13 protein-coding genes are annotated in these 13,620 nt (G+C 71.1%); 4 read left to right on the top strand and 9 right to left on the bottom strand.

Translation table 11 applies throughout. From position 1 onward, the window contains the following. Window positions 1–167: 167 nt before the first annotated feature. The 3 genes from N4G66_RS22555 to N4G66_RS22545 form a co-directional block, all read right to left on the bottom strand. Entirely contained in the window at window positions 168–1,724 is a 1,557-nt protein-coding gene (locus tag N4G66_RS22555) for an ABC transporter substrate-binding protein (RefSeq protein ID WP_261705960.1), read from the bottom strand. A 144-nt stretch (window positions 1,725–1,868) separates the two neighbouring features. Next, window positions 1,869–3,350 carry a metallophosphoesterase gene (locus N4G66_RS22550; protein ID WP_261705959.1) on the bottom strand — a complete coding sequence of 494 codons (1,482 nt, stop codon included), beginning with the start codon at window positions 3,348–3,350 and terminating at the stop codon, window positions 1,869–1,871. 16 nt (window positions 3,351–3,366) lie between these two features. Beyond that, a complete protein-coding gene (locus tag N4G66_RS22545; protein ID WP_261705958.1) occupies window positions 3,367–3,609 on the bottom strand; it encodes an SCO4848 family membrane protein in 243 nt (80 codons plus the stop codon). Between the two features lie 112 nt (window positions 3,610–3,721). Here N4G66_RS22545 and N4G66_RS22540 point away from each other — a divergent pair, with 112 nt between their 5' ends. After that, complete coding sequence (locus tag N4G66_RS22540) at window positions 3,722–5,035, top strand: D-alanyl-D-alanine carboxypeptidase family protein (RefSeq protein ID WP_391858854.1); 1,314 nt, start codon at window positions 3,722–3,724, stop codon at window positions 5,033–5,035. Here the strand turns inward: N4G66_RS22540 and N4G66_RS22535 are convergent. The 4 genes from N4G66_RS22535 to N4G66_RS22520 form a co-directional block, all read right to left on the bottom strand. After that, on the bottom strand, window positions 4,989–6,056 hold the full coding sequence (locus N4G66_RS22535; protein WP_261705956.1) for a YihY/virulence factor BrkB family protein: 1,068 nt from the start codon (window positions 6,054–6,056) through the stop codon (window positions 4,989–4,991). The two genes, N4G66_RS22540 and N4G66_RS22535, sit on opposite strands and share 47 nt — an antisense overlap. After that, complete coding sequence (locus N4G66_RS22530; RefSeq protein WP_261706004.1) at window positions 6,044–6,505, bottom strand: GtrA family protein; 462 nt, start codon at window positions 6,503–6,505, stop codon at window positions 6,044–6,046. The genes N4G66_RS22535 and N4G66_RS22530 overlap by 13 nt, the downstream gene beginning before the upstream one ends. Window positions 6,506–6,591: 86 nt before the next feature. Next, the gene (locus N4G66_RS22525; RefSeq protein WP_261705955.1) at window positions 6,592–7,536 is read right to left on the bottom strand and encodes a decaprenyl-phosphate phosphoribosyltransferase; all 945 of its coding nucleotides are present in this window, start codon (window positions 7,534–7,536) and stop codon (window positions 6,592–6,594) included. Further along, a complete protein-coding gene (locus tag N4G66_RS22520) occupies window positions 7,529–8,077 on the bottom strand; it encodes a phosphatase PAP2 family protein (protein WP_391858860.1) in 549 nt (182 codons plus the stop codon). Before N4G66_RS22520 ends, N4G66_RS22525 begins: the two co-directional genes overlap by 8 nt. A gap of 250 nt (window positions 8,078–8,327) precedes the next feature. Between N4G66_RS22520 and N4G66_RS22515 the strand changes: the two genes are divergently transcribed. Next, the gene (locus N4G66_RS22515; RefSeq protein ID WP_261705954.1) at window positions 8,328–9,677 is read left to right on the top strand and encodes an FAD-binding oxidoreductase; all 1,350 of its coding nucleotides are present in this window, start codon (window positions 8,328–8,330) and stop codon (window positions 9,675–9,677) included. Window positions 9,678–9,728: 51 nt separating this feature from the next. After that, window positions 9,729–10,484 (top strand): decaprenylphospho-beta-D-erythro-pentofuranosid-2-ulose 2-reductase, encoded by a 756-nt coding sequence (locus N4G66_RS22510; RefSeq protein ID WP_261705953.1) that lies wholly within the window; start codon window positions 9,729–9,731, stop codon window positions 10,482–10,484. A gap of 122 nt (window positions 10,485–10,606) precedes the next feature. On the opposite strand, the gene N4G66_RS22505 is transcribed toward N4G66_RS22510, so the two are convergent. Further along, on the bottom strand, window positions 10,607–11,188 hold the full coding sequence (locus N4G66_RS22505) for a 2'-5' RNA ligase family protein (protein ID WP_261705952.1): 582 nt from the start codon (window positions 11,186–11,188) through the stop codon (window positions 10,607–10,609). A 227-nt stretch (window positions 11,189–11,415) separates the two neighbouring features. After that, complete coding sequence (gene trpS, locus N4G66_RS22500) at window positions 11,416–12,429, bottom strand: tryptophan--tRNA ligase (protein WP_261705951.1); 1,014 nt, start codon at window positions 12,427–12,429, stop codon at window positions 11,416–11,418. A gap of 388 nt (window positions 12,430–12,817) precedes the next feature. Here trpS and N4G66_RS22495 point away from each other — a divergent pair, with 388 nt between their 5' ends. Next, window positions 12,818–13,573, top strand: a complete 756-nt coding sequence (locus N4G66_RS22495; protein WP_261705950.1) for a hypothetical protein — start codon at window positions 12,818–12,820, stop codon at window positions 13,571–13,573. Window positions 13,574–13,620 lie beyond the last annotated feature (47 nt).

The following is a 13,620-nucleotide window of genomic DNA, read 5'->3' as shown; positions in this document are numbered from 1 at the left end:
CACCGCCGCCCGCGGCCGCGACCCCGCGTGGAGAACTCACGCCGAGAGTCCACATGAAAACTCACGCTGCGAGCTCGCGTGGAAAACTCGTATGGAGAACGCGCGGGCAGGACACGAGGGCAGGACGCGCACGCGGCGGGCAACGGCCGGGCGGGAAAAGGCCCTTGTCACAGCCAGCTCAGCCGCCAGAGGCGGAAGACGCCGGTCCCGTCGGACAGATACTGGCCGCCGCTGATGTCCTCACTGCTGATGACGTAGTCCTTGCGCTGCCACAGGGGAATCAACGGAACGTCCTGGGCGACGACTTGCTGAAGCCGCCGGAACGCGTCCGTCGTGCGGCTGCGGTCGTCGTCCTGCTGGGTCTCCTGGATCAGATGGTCGACGTCCTTGCTGCTGTAGCCGTTCTTCATGCTGTTGCCGGTGCCGACGAGCGGCGAGCCGAAGGTGTCCGCGTCGGGGTAGTCGGCGACCCAGCCGACCGCCCAGGCGTCCAGCCCGCCCTCCGCGTAGCGCTTCTGGAACTCGGTCCACTCGAAGCCCTCGGTCGTCACCTTGAACAGTCCGCTCGCCTCCAGCTGCTCCTTGAGCTCGGCTGCCTCCTCGCCCGCGGCACCCCGCCCCTCGGCGAACCCGTAGGTGAAGCGCACGGGCAACGGGACCCCGGCCTCGGTCAGCAGGGCCCGTGCCTTCTTGGCGTCCGGTTTCGGATAGTCGTCGAAGAACGACGTCGCGTGGCCCGTGATCCCCGCCGGGATCAGCCCGTACAGCGCGTCGGTGGTCCCTTTGTACGTCCGGTCGACCAGTGCCTCGCGGTCGATCAGCGAGGCGACGGCCTGTCGTACCCGCCGGTCGTGCAGCGGCGAACGCGCGCGCACGTTGAGGACGAGGTTGCGGGTCTCGGCACTCTCGGCCTCCGTGACGCGCTGCGCGGGGTCGCTCGGCGAGAGCGCGGCGAGCACGGCGGGCGGCAGCTGACGGGCCGCGACGTCCAGCCGCTTGGCCTTCCGGGCCACCTCCAGCGCCTGCGAGTTGGGGTAGTAGCGCAGCACGACGGGCCTGCCGACGTCACTGATGGCGCCTTTGTAGCGGGGGTTGGGGGCGAGGACGGCCCGCGTGTTCTTCGTATAGGCCGTCAGGACGTACGGCCCGGTGCCGTCGGCGTCCGTGCCGGTGCGCAGGCTGCGTTTGGGGTAGCGGGTGCTGTCGACGATCGAACCGGCGCCGGTCGCCAGCTTGAACGGGAAGGTCGCGTCGGGCGCGGACAGATGGAAGGTGACGGTCTGCCCGCTCGCGTCCACGCCGCCCAGGGTGGAGAGGAGGGAGGCGGGCCCAACCTCGTCGTTGATCCGCTTGACGCGTTCCAAGGAGAACTTCACGTCCGCGGCGGTCATCCTGCGCCTGCTCGGGAACGTCAGGTCGTCGCGGAGTGTGCAGCGATACGTGCGCAGCCCCGTGTCGATGAACGCGCAGCCCTTGGCGGCGTCCGGGACGGGCTTGGCGCCGCCGGGTTCGAAGGTGAGCAGCGACTGGAAGACATTGCTGAACAGGGCCCAGGATCCGGCGTCGTAGGCACCGGCCGGGTCGAGCGACGTGACGGCGTCCGTCGTGCCCACCGTGATGGTGCGGTCGCTGTTCTCCTTCGCCGGCATCAGCTGCCAGCCGGCCACACCCACGCCCGCCAGGACGAGCAACGTCGCCGGAATCCATAAGCGAACCGATCGCATCGGTGCCCTCCCAGGCCCACCGCACGTCACTCCCCTAGTGACGCGGATCACCTAACCACAGGAGTTTCAACCGGGGAAGGGAATCGGGAAGAGTGCGCCAGACCGACGCAAATGATCATTTCCGGCCCGTTTCACAGCGGACTCTCAGGCTTCGCGCGAGGCCAGCTCGACGACCGTGATGTCCGAGGGCGCGCCGACCCGGGTCGGCGGCCCCCAGGCCCCGGCGCCCCGGGAGACGTACAACTGCGTGTCGCCGTAGCGGTCCAGGCCCGCGAGTGTCGGGTTGGCCGCGGCCGCGACGAAGTTTCCCGGCCACAGCTGCCCGCCGTGCGTGTGTCCGGACAACTGGAGGTCGACCCCGTGGCGTACCGCCTCATGAATCTGCACCGGCTGATGTGCGAGCAGCACACAGGCTCGCGTCCTGTCCCGGTCCCCGAGCGCCTTGCCGAAGTCGGGTCCCTGTCCCTCGCTCTCGCCCTGCAGGTCGTTCACACCGGCGAGGTCGAATCCGGCCAGCTCGGTCCGCGCGTTCTCCAGGGGATGGATTCCCAGCTCCCGCACCTCCCGGATCCACTGCTCGGCTCCGGAGAAGTACTCGTGGTTCCCGGTGACGAAGTAGGACCCGTGCCGGGCTCGCAGCCGAGCGAGCGGCGCGGCCGCGGGACCGAGGTCCTTCACGCTTCCGTCCACCAGGTCACCGACGACGGCGATCAGATCGGGCTGCGTGGAGTTGATGGTGTCGACGACCTTCTGGGCGAACCCGCGCCCGAGCACCGGCCCCAGGTGGATGTCGCTCACGACGGCGATCCGGAAACCGTGGGCGGACCGGGGCAGTTTGGCGAGCGGCACGGTGACGCGCTTCACCGCGGGCCCGCGCAGGACGCCGTACGTCCCGTAGCCCACGGTCCCCACCGCGACGGCCGCGGCCGCGCCACCCACGACCCGCGAGACGAAGAGACGCCGCGACGGCAACGGAACGACCACCGCTCCTCCGGCCACCCCGGCCCCTCCGGGCACCCCGGCTCCTCCGGCTCCTCCGGCCAATTCTGCCGACCCGGTCGCCCCGGCCGGTTCCGCCTGCCCTGCCGGCTCCGGCTGTCCCGCCGGTGCCGGCCGTTCCGCAGGCTCCGGCTGTCCCGCCGGTGCCGGCCGTTCCGCAGGCTCCGGCTGTCCCGCCGGTGCCGGCCGTTCCGCGGGGTCCGGCGAAGGCGACATGCCGGAGCGGGAACGTACGGTCTCGCGCGGCCCCGCCCTCTCGGCCACGGCGGGGGACGCGGCCCCGTCGGCCTTCCGCCCTCCGGCAGCCCGGCGTTCCCCGGCCCACCGCAGGACCGGCCGTACGAGCTCCCCGGCGAGCAGTGCCAGCACGAGGTAGAGGGTCAGCGCCATCCACAGGAACCCGGGCCAGGACAGCGTCCGCTGGAGCCAGAAGGGAGCACCCGCACGCTCGCTCGCGACGGCGCCGATCATCAGCAGCGGCCCGGCGACGAAGACGGCCGCGCCCACCCGGCGGACCGCTCCGGGGCCGCTCGTGGTGTCCCGGATCAGCCGCCGCCAGGCATACCGGTGCAGCCCGCCGAGCACGGCCAGCGCGGTCACGCCCGCCAACACGAACAAGATGACCATGACGCCGTATCCCCCGTTATGACGTCTGGCGCAAAGCGCGTACGCCGCGCAACCCAATGACCCCGACGACCGTCCCCAAGACAAACGAAACGACGGCGAGCGTCAGATGCACCCAGAAATACGCCGTCGGATCGCCCGCGCCATCGAACGCGAGCCCGCTGACGTCTTGCCATAGATTCTTAACGAAAGTGACCCAAATGACCCAACTCCACACCCCGAAGGCGAGCAGGAACCAGGACACGGGGCGGCTGAGCTTCATGCGTTCAGTATCGCCGTCGCCCACCGTGATCCGGCGCCGGGGTGGAGAGAGCGAGGCCGCTTCCCCGAATGGTGATGGGACTTCCGGTCACGACCCCTGTAATTTCTCGATCGTGTCTGCCTCGAAAAAGACCATCCGGCGATCCTTGTTGGTCGCTTCCGCCACGTTGTTGACCCTTTCGCTCACCTCGCCCGCGTTCGCCGACGCCGCCGACGACCCGGCCCCGGCGGAGAGCCCGACGGCCTCGCCGTCCGCCACTCCCCCGGCGAACATGTCGACCCTCGGCGGTGAGCAGCTCGGCCGGCCCGGCAGTCAGGTGAACCTCGGCGGCGGCGCCCCCGTCCTGCCCAAGGACATCACCGCCCGTTCCTGGATCGTCGCCGACGCGGAGTCGGGCGACGTCCTGGCCGCGCACGACGCGCACTGGCGGCTGCCCCCGGCGAGCACCCTGAAGATGCTGTTCGCCGACACGGTGCTGCCCAAGTTCCCGAGGACCACCCCGCACAAGGTGGTCCCCTCCGACCTGGCGGGCATCGGCGCGGACTCCAGCATGGTGGGCATAAAGGAGAACGAGACGTACACCGTCCACGACCTGTGGCTCGGTGTCTTCCTGCGTTCCGGCAACGACGCCGTTCATGTGCTGTCCGCGATGAACGGCGGCGTGGACCGGACGGTCAAGGACATGCAGGCGCACGCCGAGGACCTCCAGGCCCTCGACACGCACGTGGTGAGCCCGGACGGCTACGACGCCGGGGGCCAGGTGTCGTCGGCGTACGACCTGACGCTGTTCGCCCGTTCGGGGCTCCAGAAGAAGGATTTCCGGGAGTACTGCTCGACGGTGCGGGCGAAATTCCCCGGCGCGACGACCAAGAACAAGAAGGGCACGACCAGCCGCGCGTCCTCCGAGATCCAGAACACCAACCGGCTGCTGTCCGGTGACAGCGACGTCACCGTGTACCAGGGCATCGCGGGCGTGAAGAACGGCAACACCACCAACGCGGGCGCCACCTTCACGGGTGTCGCCGAGCGCGACGGAAAGGTGCTGCTCGTCACGGTCATGAACCCGGAGAAGAAGGAGCACAACGAGGTCTACAAGGAGGCCGCGCGGCTGCTCGACTGGGGATTCCAGGCCGTGGGCAAGGTCCAGCCCGTGGGTGAACTCGTCCCGCCCAAGGGCGTCGACACCACCGCTCAGCCAGGCGCGAAGGCCTCGGGCGGTGCGAGCCCGGACACAGGCTCCGGCACGGGCTCCCCGAACGCCTCCACCAAGCCGGTGGCGGCCTCCACCGCCACGGCGAAGGGCGGTTCGAGCGGCATCGGCATCGCGCTCGGCCTCACGGGCGGCTTCCTCGTTCTGCTCGCGGCGGGCATCTTCCTGGTCAACCGCCGCTGGCCGCTGCCGGACCTGATGCGCCGCCGCCGCTGACCACCCGGGGCTCCGGAGCCTTCGCGTTCTTCGGAGCCCCTGAGGTCGTCCGGCCCTCCGAGCCGGCCGGACCGGCGGAGCCGGACGGTTCTTCCGGGCCGGACGGTTCCGGTGAGCCGGCCGGCTCGTCCGGACCCGCGGGCTCCTCGGGACCCGCCGCTTCCTGTGCCGGCTCCGCGCTCGGCGTCGCCGTCCAGGCGGCGGAGTACAGAAGCAGTTTCGACGTGAAGTTGATCCACAGGAGCAGTGCGATCGGCACCCCGAAGGCGCCGTACATGCTCTTCGACGCCACACCCCGCATATAGCCGCTGAGCAGCAGTTTGAGCAGCTCGAACCCGACGGCGCCGATCAGCGCCGCGACGATCAGCCTGCGGCGCGGCGGCTCGACGCCGGGAAGCAGCGTGAGGACGTACAGCAGGACGAGGAAGTCGGCGAACACGGCCACCGCGAACGCCATGACCTGGAGCAGGGTGCTCCCCCAGCCGTTCTCGTCGAGGCCCACGTGCCGCGCCGACCAGCCCATCGCCGTCGACGCGAGCGTGGAGACGGCGATGGTGAGCAGCACGGCGCCGCCCAGCCCGACGAGGACTCCGCCGTCCTTGAGCTTGCGCAGGAAGGGGTTCTCCTCGCTGTCGGGCAGCTCCCAGACCGCGCGCAGGCACTCCCGCATCGAGCCGACCCAGCCGATGCCGGTGACCAGCAGCAGGGCGCCCGCGATGACCCCGATGGTGCCGGCGTTCTGGACGAGGCCGTGGATGTCGAGCTGGTCGGAGATGCCCGGCACCTGCTCCGCGAGCTTGTCCTGGAGGTCCTTCTGCTGCTGGCTGCTCAGCGTGGCCGCCCCGATCGCCGCGGCCACGGTCAGCAGCGGGAACAGCGCCACGAAGCTGATGAAGGTCATCGCCGCGGCGAGCCGTGTCCATTTCACCCGGTCCAGCCGCTCGTACGACCGCCACGCGTGCGTGGCCATCAGGCTGACGACCAGAGGTCCTACGCCGGGAATCTTTTTCAGCCAGTCCATGATCCGACTCTGCCCTCGCCTCGGAAAACCAGTGACCGGGTACCCCAAAAACGCAGGACAGTGGCGAATGCCATGCCGATTCCCGCACCCGAGACGGTGTCCGCGCGCGGTGAGGTGAACCCGAGCCCGTAGTGACTGACGGCGAGGCACAGCAGTTGCACGAGCGCGCCCGCGATGTTCACCGCGAAGAAGATCATGTACCGGCGCGGGCCGCGGGCCGCCACGTGCCGGTAGGTGCCGAGCGCGTTTCCGGCGTACGCCACCGAGCAACCGGCCAGGAAGGACAGCGCCTTGGCGGTGAGCGGGTCCAGACCCACCGGACCGCGCAGCCAGACGAAGAGGCCGAGGTCGGCCGCGTAGGCGAGGACACCGACCGCGGCGAACCCGAGGAGCTCACCCAGGAACCGCTTGTGGAGGCGGGTCGCCCCGGGGGCCGCCACCGGTTCCATGACGGCGGTCCCCGGGTCGCCCGGGACCGCGGCACCCGCCTCGCGGGCGTCGCGGAGCCCGGAGCCGGGCCGGTCCTCCGTGACGCTCACCAGTTCGCCACCGCGAGCCCGTACATCGCCAGCCACACCAGGCCGATGAGGGCGAGCGGGCGGTCGCGCAGGACCACGTCCTCCGGCTCGCCCGCCGTACCCCGGTCGGCGAAGACGGCGTAGCGCAGGACGGCCAGGATGAAGGCGACCATGGACAACTGACGCCACGGCAGCACGCCGGCGCTCGGCACCCCGCCCTCCTCCAGGGCCCACAGGCAGTAGCCGAGGACGGAGACCCCGGCGGCCAGCTGCCAGACGAAGCGCAGGTAGCCGGTCGTGTACTCGGTGAGCAACGCGCGCGTGGCGCCCGCTTTCCCCGCCATCTGCACGGCTTCGGAGTAACGCTTCGCCGAGACCATGAACAGCGCCCCGAAGCCGGTGGTGATCAGGAACCAGCGCGAGAGCGGGATACCGAGGGCCAGACCGCCGATCATCGCCCGCATCAGGAACCCGGTCGTGACGACGACGAGGTCCACGACGAGCACGTGCTTCAGGCTGACGCAGTACGCCAGTTGCATGCCGATGTACGCGATCAGCAGCGCGCAGACGGCCGGTGGGCAGAACCAGGCGGCGGCGGCGGCCGCAAGGACCCCGAGGGTGCCCCCGACGGCGTACGCGACCGGGACGGGGACCTGGCCCGCGGCGACCGGGCGGTGACGCTTCACCGGGTGGGCGCGGTCGGCGACGGCGTCCCGGGCGTCGTTGATCAGGTACACGGCGGCGGCGCAGACCGTGAACAGGGCGAAGACCAGGCCCAGTCGGCCGAGCGCGTGCGGCGAGAACAGCCGGCCCGCGGCGGCCGGGGCGGCCACGACGAGCACGTTCTTCACCCACTGGCGGGGGCGCGCGGTCCTGACGAGGCCCCGGACGATCCCGGTCAGGCCCCTCGGCGGTGGGGCGACGGCCGGGGCGCGCTCCAGAAGCGCCGTGCGCTCAGCCATGGCCGGCCCCGATCCAGCGGGCGCCCAGTCCGGCTGCCGCGGCGCCCAGGGCCGCGCCCGCGGCGACATCCGTCGGGTAGTGGACGCCGACGACCAGGCGTGACAGGCACATCGCGGCGGCGAGCGGTGGGACGGCATACACGCCGAGCGTGCCGTAGGCGACCGCCGCGGCGGACGCGGAGGTGGCGTGCGAGCTGGGGAAGGAGTGCCGTCCGGCCGTGCGGACCCGGGACGCCACGTGCGTGGGACGCGGGCGGCGCACGATCCGTTTCACCCCCATGCTCGCGAGGTGCGCGCCGACGGCGAGCGCCGTCGCGCGCAACCACGCGCCGCGCCGCTCGCGGTCGACGGCCGCGCCCGCGAGGCCCGCGGTGAGCCACAGGGCGCCGTGCTCCCCGCTCCCGGACAGGGCGCGCGCGACGGCCGCGACGCGCGGGTCCCCGCCGTACGCGTGGAATGCGGACAGCAACCGACGGTCCAGGTCATCAAGTCGGCGGTCCATGCCGTCGGGGCGGCCGGGGCCGTCACGTCGCTGGTCCATGCCGCCGCCCCGGTGGCCGTGGCCGTCAGGCCGTTGATCCATGTCACCACGGTGGCCATGGTCGTCAAGCCGCCGATCCATCTCGTCACGGTCGTCAAGGTCGTCCATGTGATCGCACTCTTCTAGGGAGTGGTCGCAGAATTACGGCAATCTTGAACGACATCCCATTAATCACCCATTTCGGTGAGGAGCCGTGAGGGTTGGGTAGATTGCCCCGTTATGCACCCTTGGCGGCGCTACGGTCATGGTCATGCCTGCCGACACCGTCTCCGTCACGGGTTGGGGCCGCACCGCCCCGACCACCGCCCGTCTCGTCCGCCCGCGCACGTACGAGGAGGCGGCGGCGGCCGTCCGGGAGTGCGGGGCGCGGGGAGCGATCTCCCGGGGACTCGGGCGGGCGTACGGCGACGCCGCGCAGAACGCGGGCGGGGCGGTGCTCGACATGACGGGCCTGGACCGGATCCACGCCATCGACGTGGACGGCGGCACGGTCCTGTGCGACGCGGGGGTGTCCCTGCACCGGCTCATGGAGGTCCTGCTCCCGCTCGGCTGGTTCGTGCCGGTGACACCGGGGACCCGCTATGTGACCGTGGGCGGCGCGATCGGCGCGGACATCCACGGCAAGAACCACCATGGGTCGGGCTCGTTCGCCCGCCATGTCCTGTCCTTCGAGCTGCTGACCGCGGACGGCGAGATCCGGACGGTCGCGCACGGCACCCCCCTGTTCGACGCCACGGCGGGCGGCATGGGCCTGACCGGTGTGATCCTCACGGCGACCGTCCGCCTCCAGCCGGTGGAGACCGCCCTGATGTGCGTCGACACCGAACGCGCGGTGGACCTGGACGACCTGATGGCCCGCCTCACCGCCACCGACCACCGGTACCGCTACTCGGTCGCCTGGATCGACCTCCTCGCGCGCGGGGCGCGAATGGGGCGCTCGGTCCTGACCCGCGGCGATCACGCGCCGCTGGACTCGCTGCCCCCACGCGCACGCAGACACCCGCTGGCGTTCCGCCCCTCGCAACTGCCGGCCGCCCCCGCCTTCGTACCGGAGGGGCTCCTCGGGCGGACGACGGTGGGCCTCTTCAACGAGCTCTGGTACCGCAAGGCGCCCCGCGCGCGGACCGGTGAACTCCAGCGGATCCCCACCTTCTTCCATCCCCTGGACGGGGTGCCGCACTGGAACCGCGTCTACGGGCGCGGTGGCTTCGTCCAGTACCAGTTCGTCGTCGGACACGGCCGGGAGGAGACGCTGCGCCGGATCGTGCGGCGCATCTCCGAGCGCCGTTGCCCGTCCTTCCTCGCCGTCCTGAAGCGCTTCGGCGAGGGCGATGCGGGCTGGCTGTCCTTCCCTGTGCCCGGCTGGACCCTCGCCCTGGACATCCCGGCGAACCTGCCGGGCCTCGGCTCCTTCCTCGACGAGCTGGACGAGGAGGTGGCGGGCGCCGGGGGCCGTGTGTACCTCGCCAAGGACGCGCGGCTGCGGCCCGAACTGCTGGACGCGATGTATCCGCGGCTCGGCACGTTCCGGTCCCTGCGGCAGGAGCTGGACCCGCGGGGAGTCTTCACCTCGGACCTGTCCCGCCGCCTGGGCCTGTAGAGCGCCCTTCCCCGGCCGCCCGTCTTCGTTCCCTCGTCTCCAGGAGCTGTCATGAAGGACGCCTTCGGAATCCCCCAGTCCCTGCTGGTCCTCGGCGGCACGTCCGAGATCGCGCTGGCCACCGCGCGCCGGCTGATCACCCGGCGCACCCGCACGGTGTGGCTCGCCGGACGGCCGACGCCCGCCCTGGAAGAGGCCGCCGAGCAGTTGCGCCGGCTGGGCGCGGACGCGCGTACCGTCGCCTTCGACGCCCTCGACCCCGAGTCCCACGAGGCCGTACTCGGCAAGGTCTTCGCCGAGGGCGACATCGACATGGTGCTGATGGCCTTCGGGATGCTCGGCGACCAGGCCGTGGACGAGAAGGAGCCGGCCCTGGCGGTACGGGTGGCGCAGACCAACTACACGGGCGCGGTGTCGTCCGGCCTGGTGTGCGCGCGGGCGCTGCAGACGCAGGGGCACGGCTCCCTGGTGGTGCTGTCCTCGGTCGCGGGCGAACGCGCCCGCCGCTCGAACTTCATCTACGGCTCCAGCAAGGCGGGCCTGGACGCCTTCGCGCAGGGCCTCGGCGACGCCCTGTACGGCACGGGCGCGCACGTCATGGTCGTACGCCCCGGGTTCGTCCGTACGCGGATGACGGCCCATCTGGCGGAGGTGCCGCTGTCGACCACCCCGGAGGCGGTGGCCGCGGCGATCGAGCTGGGGCTGCGGCGCCGGTCCGAGACCGTGTGGGTGCCGGGGGCGCTCAGGATGGTCATGTCGGCGCTGCGGCACACGCCACGAGCGGTGTTCCGGCGGCTGCCGATCTGAGGTTCCGCCGGCGGGCGGGACACCGACGGGCGGGACCATGGAAGGCGCCGGGACGCCGGAGGCCGGAACGCTGGAGAGCAGGCCCCGGAGGCTGGGGCCCGGGAGCAGACGGGCCGGTCGTCCTAGAGCGCCGGCAGTGTGGTGTCCCGCTCGGGCGCGGACGCCTGCGGAGGCACCCCGGCACCGCCGAAGACGAACTCGCGGAGCTTGCGCCACACGCCGTCGGCGCCCTGCTCGTAGAGGGCGAATCCGGTGCAGGGCCACCCGGCCTCGTACCCGGAAAGCGCCTCGAAGGCGTGGTCCATCGCCTCGTCGTCGATGCCGTGCGCCACGGTGACGTGCGGGTGGTACGGGAACTGCAGCTCGCGGGCGACGGGTCCCGAGGCGTCCCGGACCTGCTTCTGCAGCCAGGTGCAGGCCTCCGCGCCGTCGGCCACCCGTACGTACACGACCGGCGACAGGGGGCGGAAGGTGCCCGTGCCGGACAGCCGCATCGGGAACGGGCGCCCGACGGCCGCGACCTCGACGAGGTGCGCCTCGATGGCGGGCAGCGCCGAGCCGTCGACCTCGGTCGGCGGCAACAGGGTGACGTGCGTGGGAATGCCGGAAGCCGCGGGGTCGCCGAAGCCCGCGCGCCGCTCCTGGAGCAGGCTGCCGTGAGGCTCCGGGACCGCGATCGACACGCCGATCGTTACGGTCCCCACGTCGTCTCCTGTCGTTGTCGGTGATCAGGGCTGTTCGGTGGTGCTGCGCGGGCGGAGGCGGTTGCCGGCCTGCCCGGCTTTCGACTGTACGGCGGTATGACCCGCAATCGGCCGTCGTAAGAGTGTCGCGCTCGTCTCGTACTGACTGCCGAGGGTGCTGTGGTAGAGGGCCGTGCCGCCGCCGTACGGCCGGGGCACGGCCGCGCCTTCGGTGGCGGCCTCGGCCGTCAGTGCTTGGCGGGCAGGAAGCCGACCCTGTCGTACGCCTGGGAGAGCGTCTCCCCGGCGACGGCGCGCGCCTTCTCGGCGCCCTTGGCCAGGATCGAGTCGAGTGTCTCCGGGTCGTCCAGATACTGCTGGGTGCGCTCCCGGAACGGTGTCACGAAGTCGACCATGACCTCGGCGAGGTCCGTTTTCAGCGCGCCGTAGCCCTTGCCCGTGTACTTCTGTTCCAGCTCCCCGATTCCGGCCCCGGTGAGCGTCGAGTAGATGGTCAGCAGGTTGCTGATACCCGGTTTCGCGCTCGCGTCATACCTGATGACGGTGTCCGTGTCGGTGACCGCGCTCTTGACCTTCTTGGCGGTCGCCTTCGGATCGTCGAGCAGGTTGATGAGGCCCTTCGGCGTCGACGCCGACTTGCTCATCTTGATCGACGGGTCCTGGAGATCGAAGATCTTCGCCGTCTCCTTGAGGATGTACGGCTTGGGGATCGTGAACGTCTCGCCGAAGCGGCCGTTGAAACGCTCCGCGAGGTCGCGCGTGAGCTCGATGTGCTGGCGCTGGTCCTCACCGACCGGGACCTCGTTGGCCTGGTACAGCAGGATGTCCGCGACCTGGAGGACCGGGTACGTGAAGAGGCCGACGCTCGCGCGGTCGGCGCCCTGCTTGGCCGACTTGTCCTTGAACTGGGTCATGCGGGCGGCCTCGCCGAAACCGGTGAGGCAGTTCATGATCCAGGCGAGCTGCGCGTGCTCGGGAACATGGCTCTGGACGAAGAGCGTGCAGCGCTCGGGATCGAGACCGGCGGCGAGCAGCTGGGCCGCGGCGAGCCGGGTGTTGGCACGCAGGTCCGCGGGGTCCTGCGGAATCGTGATCGCGTGCAGGTCGACGACCATGTAGAACGCGTCGTGGGACTCCTGGAGCGCCACCCACTGACGGACGGCGCCAAGGTAGTTGCCGAGGTGGAACGAGCCTGCCGTGGGCTGGATTCCGGAGAGCACGCGAGGACTGTCAGAGGCCATGTTCACCATTCTCTCAGGTGCCGGGGACCGCTCCGGAACTGGCCGGAAAGAGATGGGACCCGGGTGGGCCGGCCCTGTGGTTCCGGGAACCGTGCCCTCCGAGCCTCCGACTCGTCAGCACAGACGGTGACCATTTCGCTCACCTGAGCGGGTTTCGAACACCCACCGTCATAGAAGTGCAACGGTGAGGTGACATTTCTGCTGGAGGGGGTGTTTTTCGAGGTCCCCGACGCTTAAGAATGCCGAAACGCCAGGTAGCCGGATTCGGCAGGGCGGAGCACTGCTCGGACGTCGCCGTCGAGGGGAACCCCGGCGAGTCCGGCGGTGCAACCCAGGAATTGGCACAACGGTGTGCGGGCCGGCTCTACGCCGGCCGGTTGGGGGTTCCATGCGCGGGCTTCGTGAACTGGTCACGGTGGTGGGGGCGTTGGGGGCGGCCGCCGCGGCGGTGGTGTCGGCGGCACCGTCCGCCCTGGCCGGCCCGGCGGCGAGTGCGCCAGTGGTCTCACCGGCGCTCCGGGAGAGCGCGGAGCACGCTGCGCAGCGCTCCTCGGGGGACAGCCCGGACGTCGCCCTGACCATCGCCGGCGACACGGGACGGGCGACCACCCTGCACAACGAGGACCCGGACTTCGGACGGCTGTGGCGGCTGCTGTCGCCCCGGTACACGGGAACGGAGAAAGCGCCCGACGGCTGGAAGGACGGCCACCTCCCCGAGCCGCAGGCCACGGTGATCTGGGGGGTCACGGGTACCGGGGACGGGACGCGGACCGCCCATCGGACACCCGGCGGTGATGTCACCATCGAGCGCCAGGACCAGGTGTACCTCGCCTTGGACGGTACGCCGTGGGTGCGGTCGAATCTGTCGCCGGACTCGATGACCGACGACATCCGCTGGCATCCGGCGTCGCGCTCGGTGTTCGACGAGCTGACGAAGGACGGAAGGCTCTTCGGCTCCGGGTCGATCGTGTCCGCCGCCGAGGTGGAACTGGACCCCGGGTTCTGGGCGGTGCCCGGACTCGCGGCGGGCGTGGCGCTCGGCGCCGGGGCCACATGGTTCATCTGCCACGCGGCGGTCCGGGCCCGGCGTGAGAACGCCGGGCCACTGCTGGGGTCACGCCAGGAGCTCATCGAAGTCCAGTGACCGGCCGACCCGGCCTGAACTGACCGGGCCCGAGCGCCTCGGGTCGG

The organism is Streptomyces rhizosphaerihabitans (assembly GCF_025399795.1).
GTDB classification, from domain to species: Bacteria; Actinomycetota; Actinomycetes; order Streptomycetales; family Streptomycetaceae; genus Streptomyces; species Streptomyces rhizosphaerihabitans.
The sequence above is the reverse complement of the archived record's forward strand: the minus strand, read 5'-3'. Positions and strand labels throughout refer to the sequence as shown.

Bases quoted from the DNA above. Each gene is read 5' to 3' on its own strand.
- N4G66_RS22550 (WP_261705959.1), bottom strand. From the start codon at position 3,350: ATGGTCATCTTGTTCGTGTTGGCGGGCGTGACCGCGCTGGCCGTGCTC.
- N4G66_RS22555 (WP_261705960.1), bottom strand. From the start codon at position 1,724: ATGCGATCGGTTCGCTTATGGATTCCGGCGACGTTGCTCGTCCTGGCG.
- N4G66_RS22515 (WP_261705954.1), top strand. From the start codon at position 8,328: ATGCCTGCCGACACCGTCTCCGTCACGGGTTGGGGCCGCACCGCCCCG.
- N4G66_RS22545 (WP_261705958.1), bottom strand. From the start codon at position 3,609: ATGAAGCTCAGCCGCCCCGTGTCCTGGTTCCTGCTCGCCTTCGGGGTG.
- N4G66_RS22535 (WP_261705956.1), bottom strand. From the start codon at position 6,056: ATGGACTGGCTGAAAAAGATTCCCGGCGTAGGACCTCTGGTCGTCAGC.
- N4G66_RS22520 (WP_391858860.1), bottom strand. From the start codon at position 8,077: ATGGACCAGCGACGTGACGGCCCCGGCCGCCCCGACGGCATGGACCGC.
- N4G66_RS22525 (WP_261705955.1), bottom strand. From the start codon at position 7,536: ATGGCTGAGCGCACGGCGCTTCTGGAGCGCGCCCCGGCCGTCGCCCCA.
- trpS (WP_261705951.1), bottom strand. From the start codon at position 12,429: ATGGCCTCTGACAGTCCTCGCGTGCTCTCCGGAATCCAGCCCACGGCA.
- N4G66_RS22495 (WP_261705950.1), top strand. From the start codon at position 12,818: ATGCGCGGGCTTCGTGAACTGGTCACGGTGGTGGGGGCGTTGGGGGCG.
- N4G66_RS22510 (WP_261705953.1), top strand. From the start codon at position 9,729: ATGAAGGACGCCTTCGGAATCCCCCAGTCCCTGCTGGTCCTCGGCGGC.
- N4G66_RS22530 (WP_261706004.1), bottom strand. From the start codon at position 6,505: ATGGAACCGGTGGCGGCCCCCGGGGCGACCCGCCTCCACAAGCGGTTC.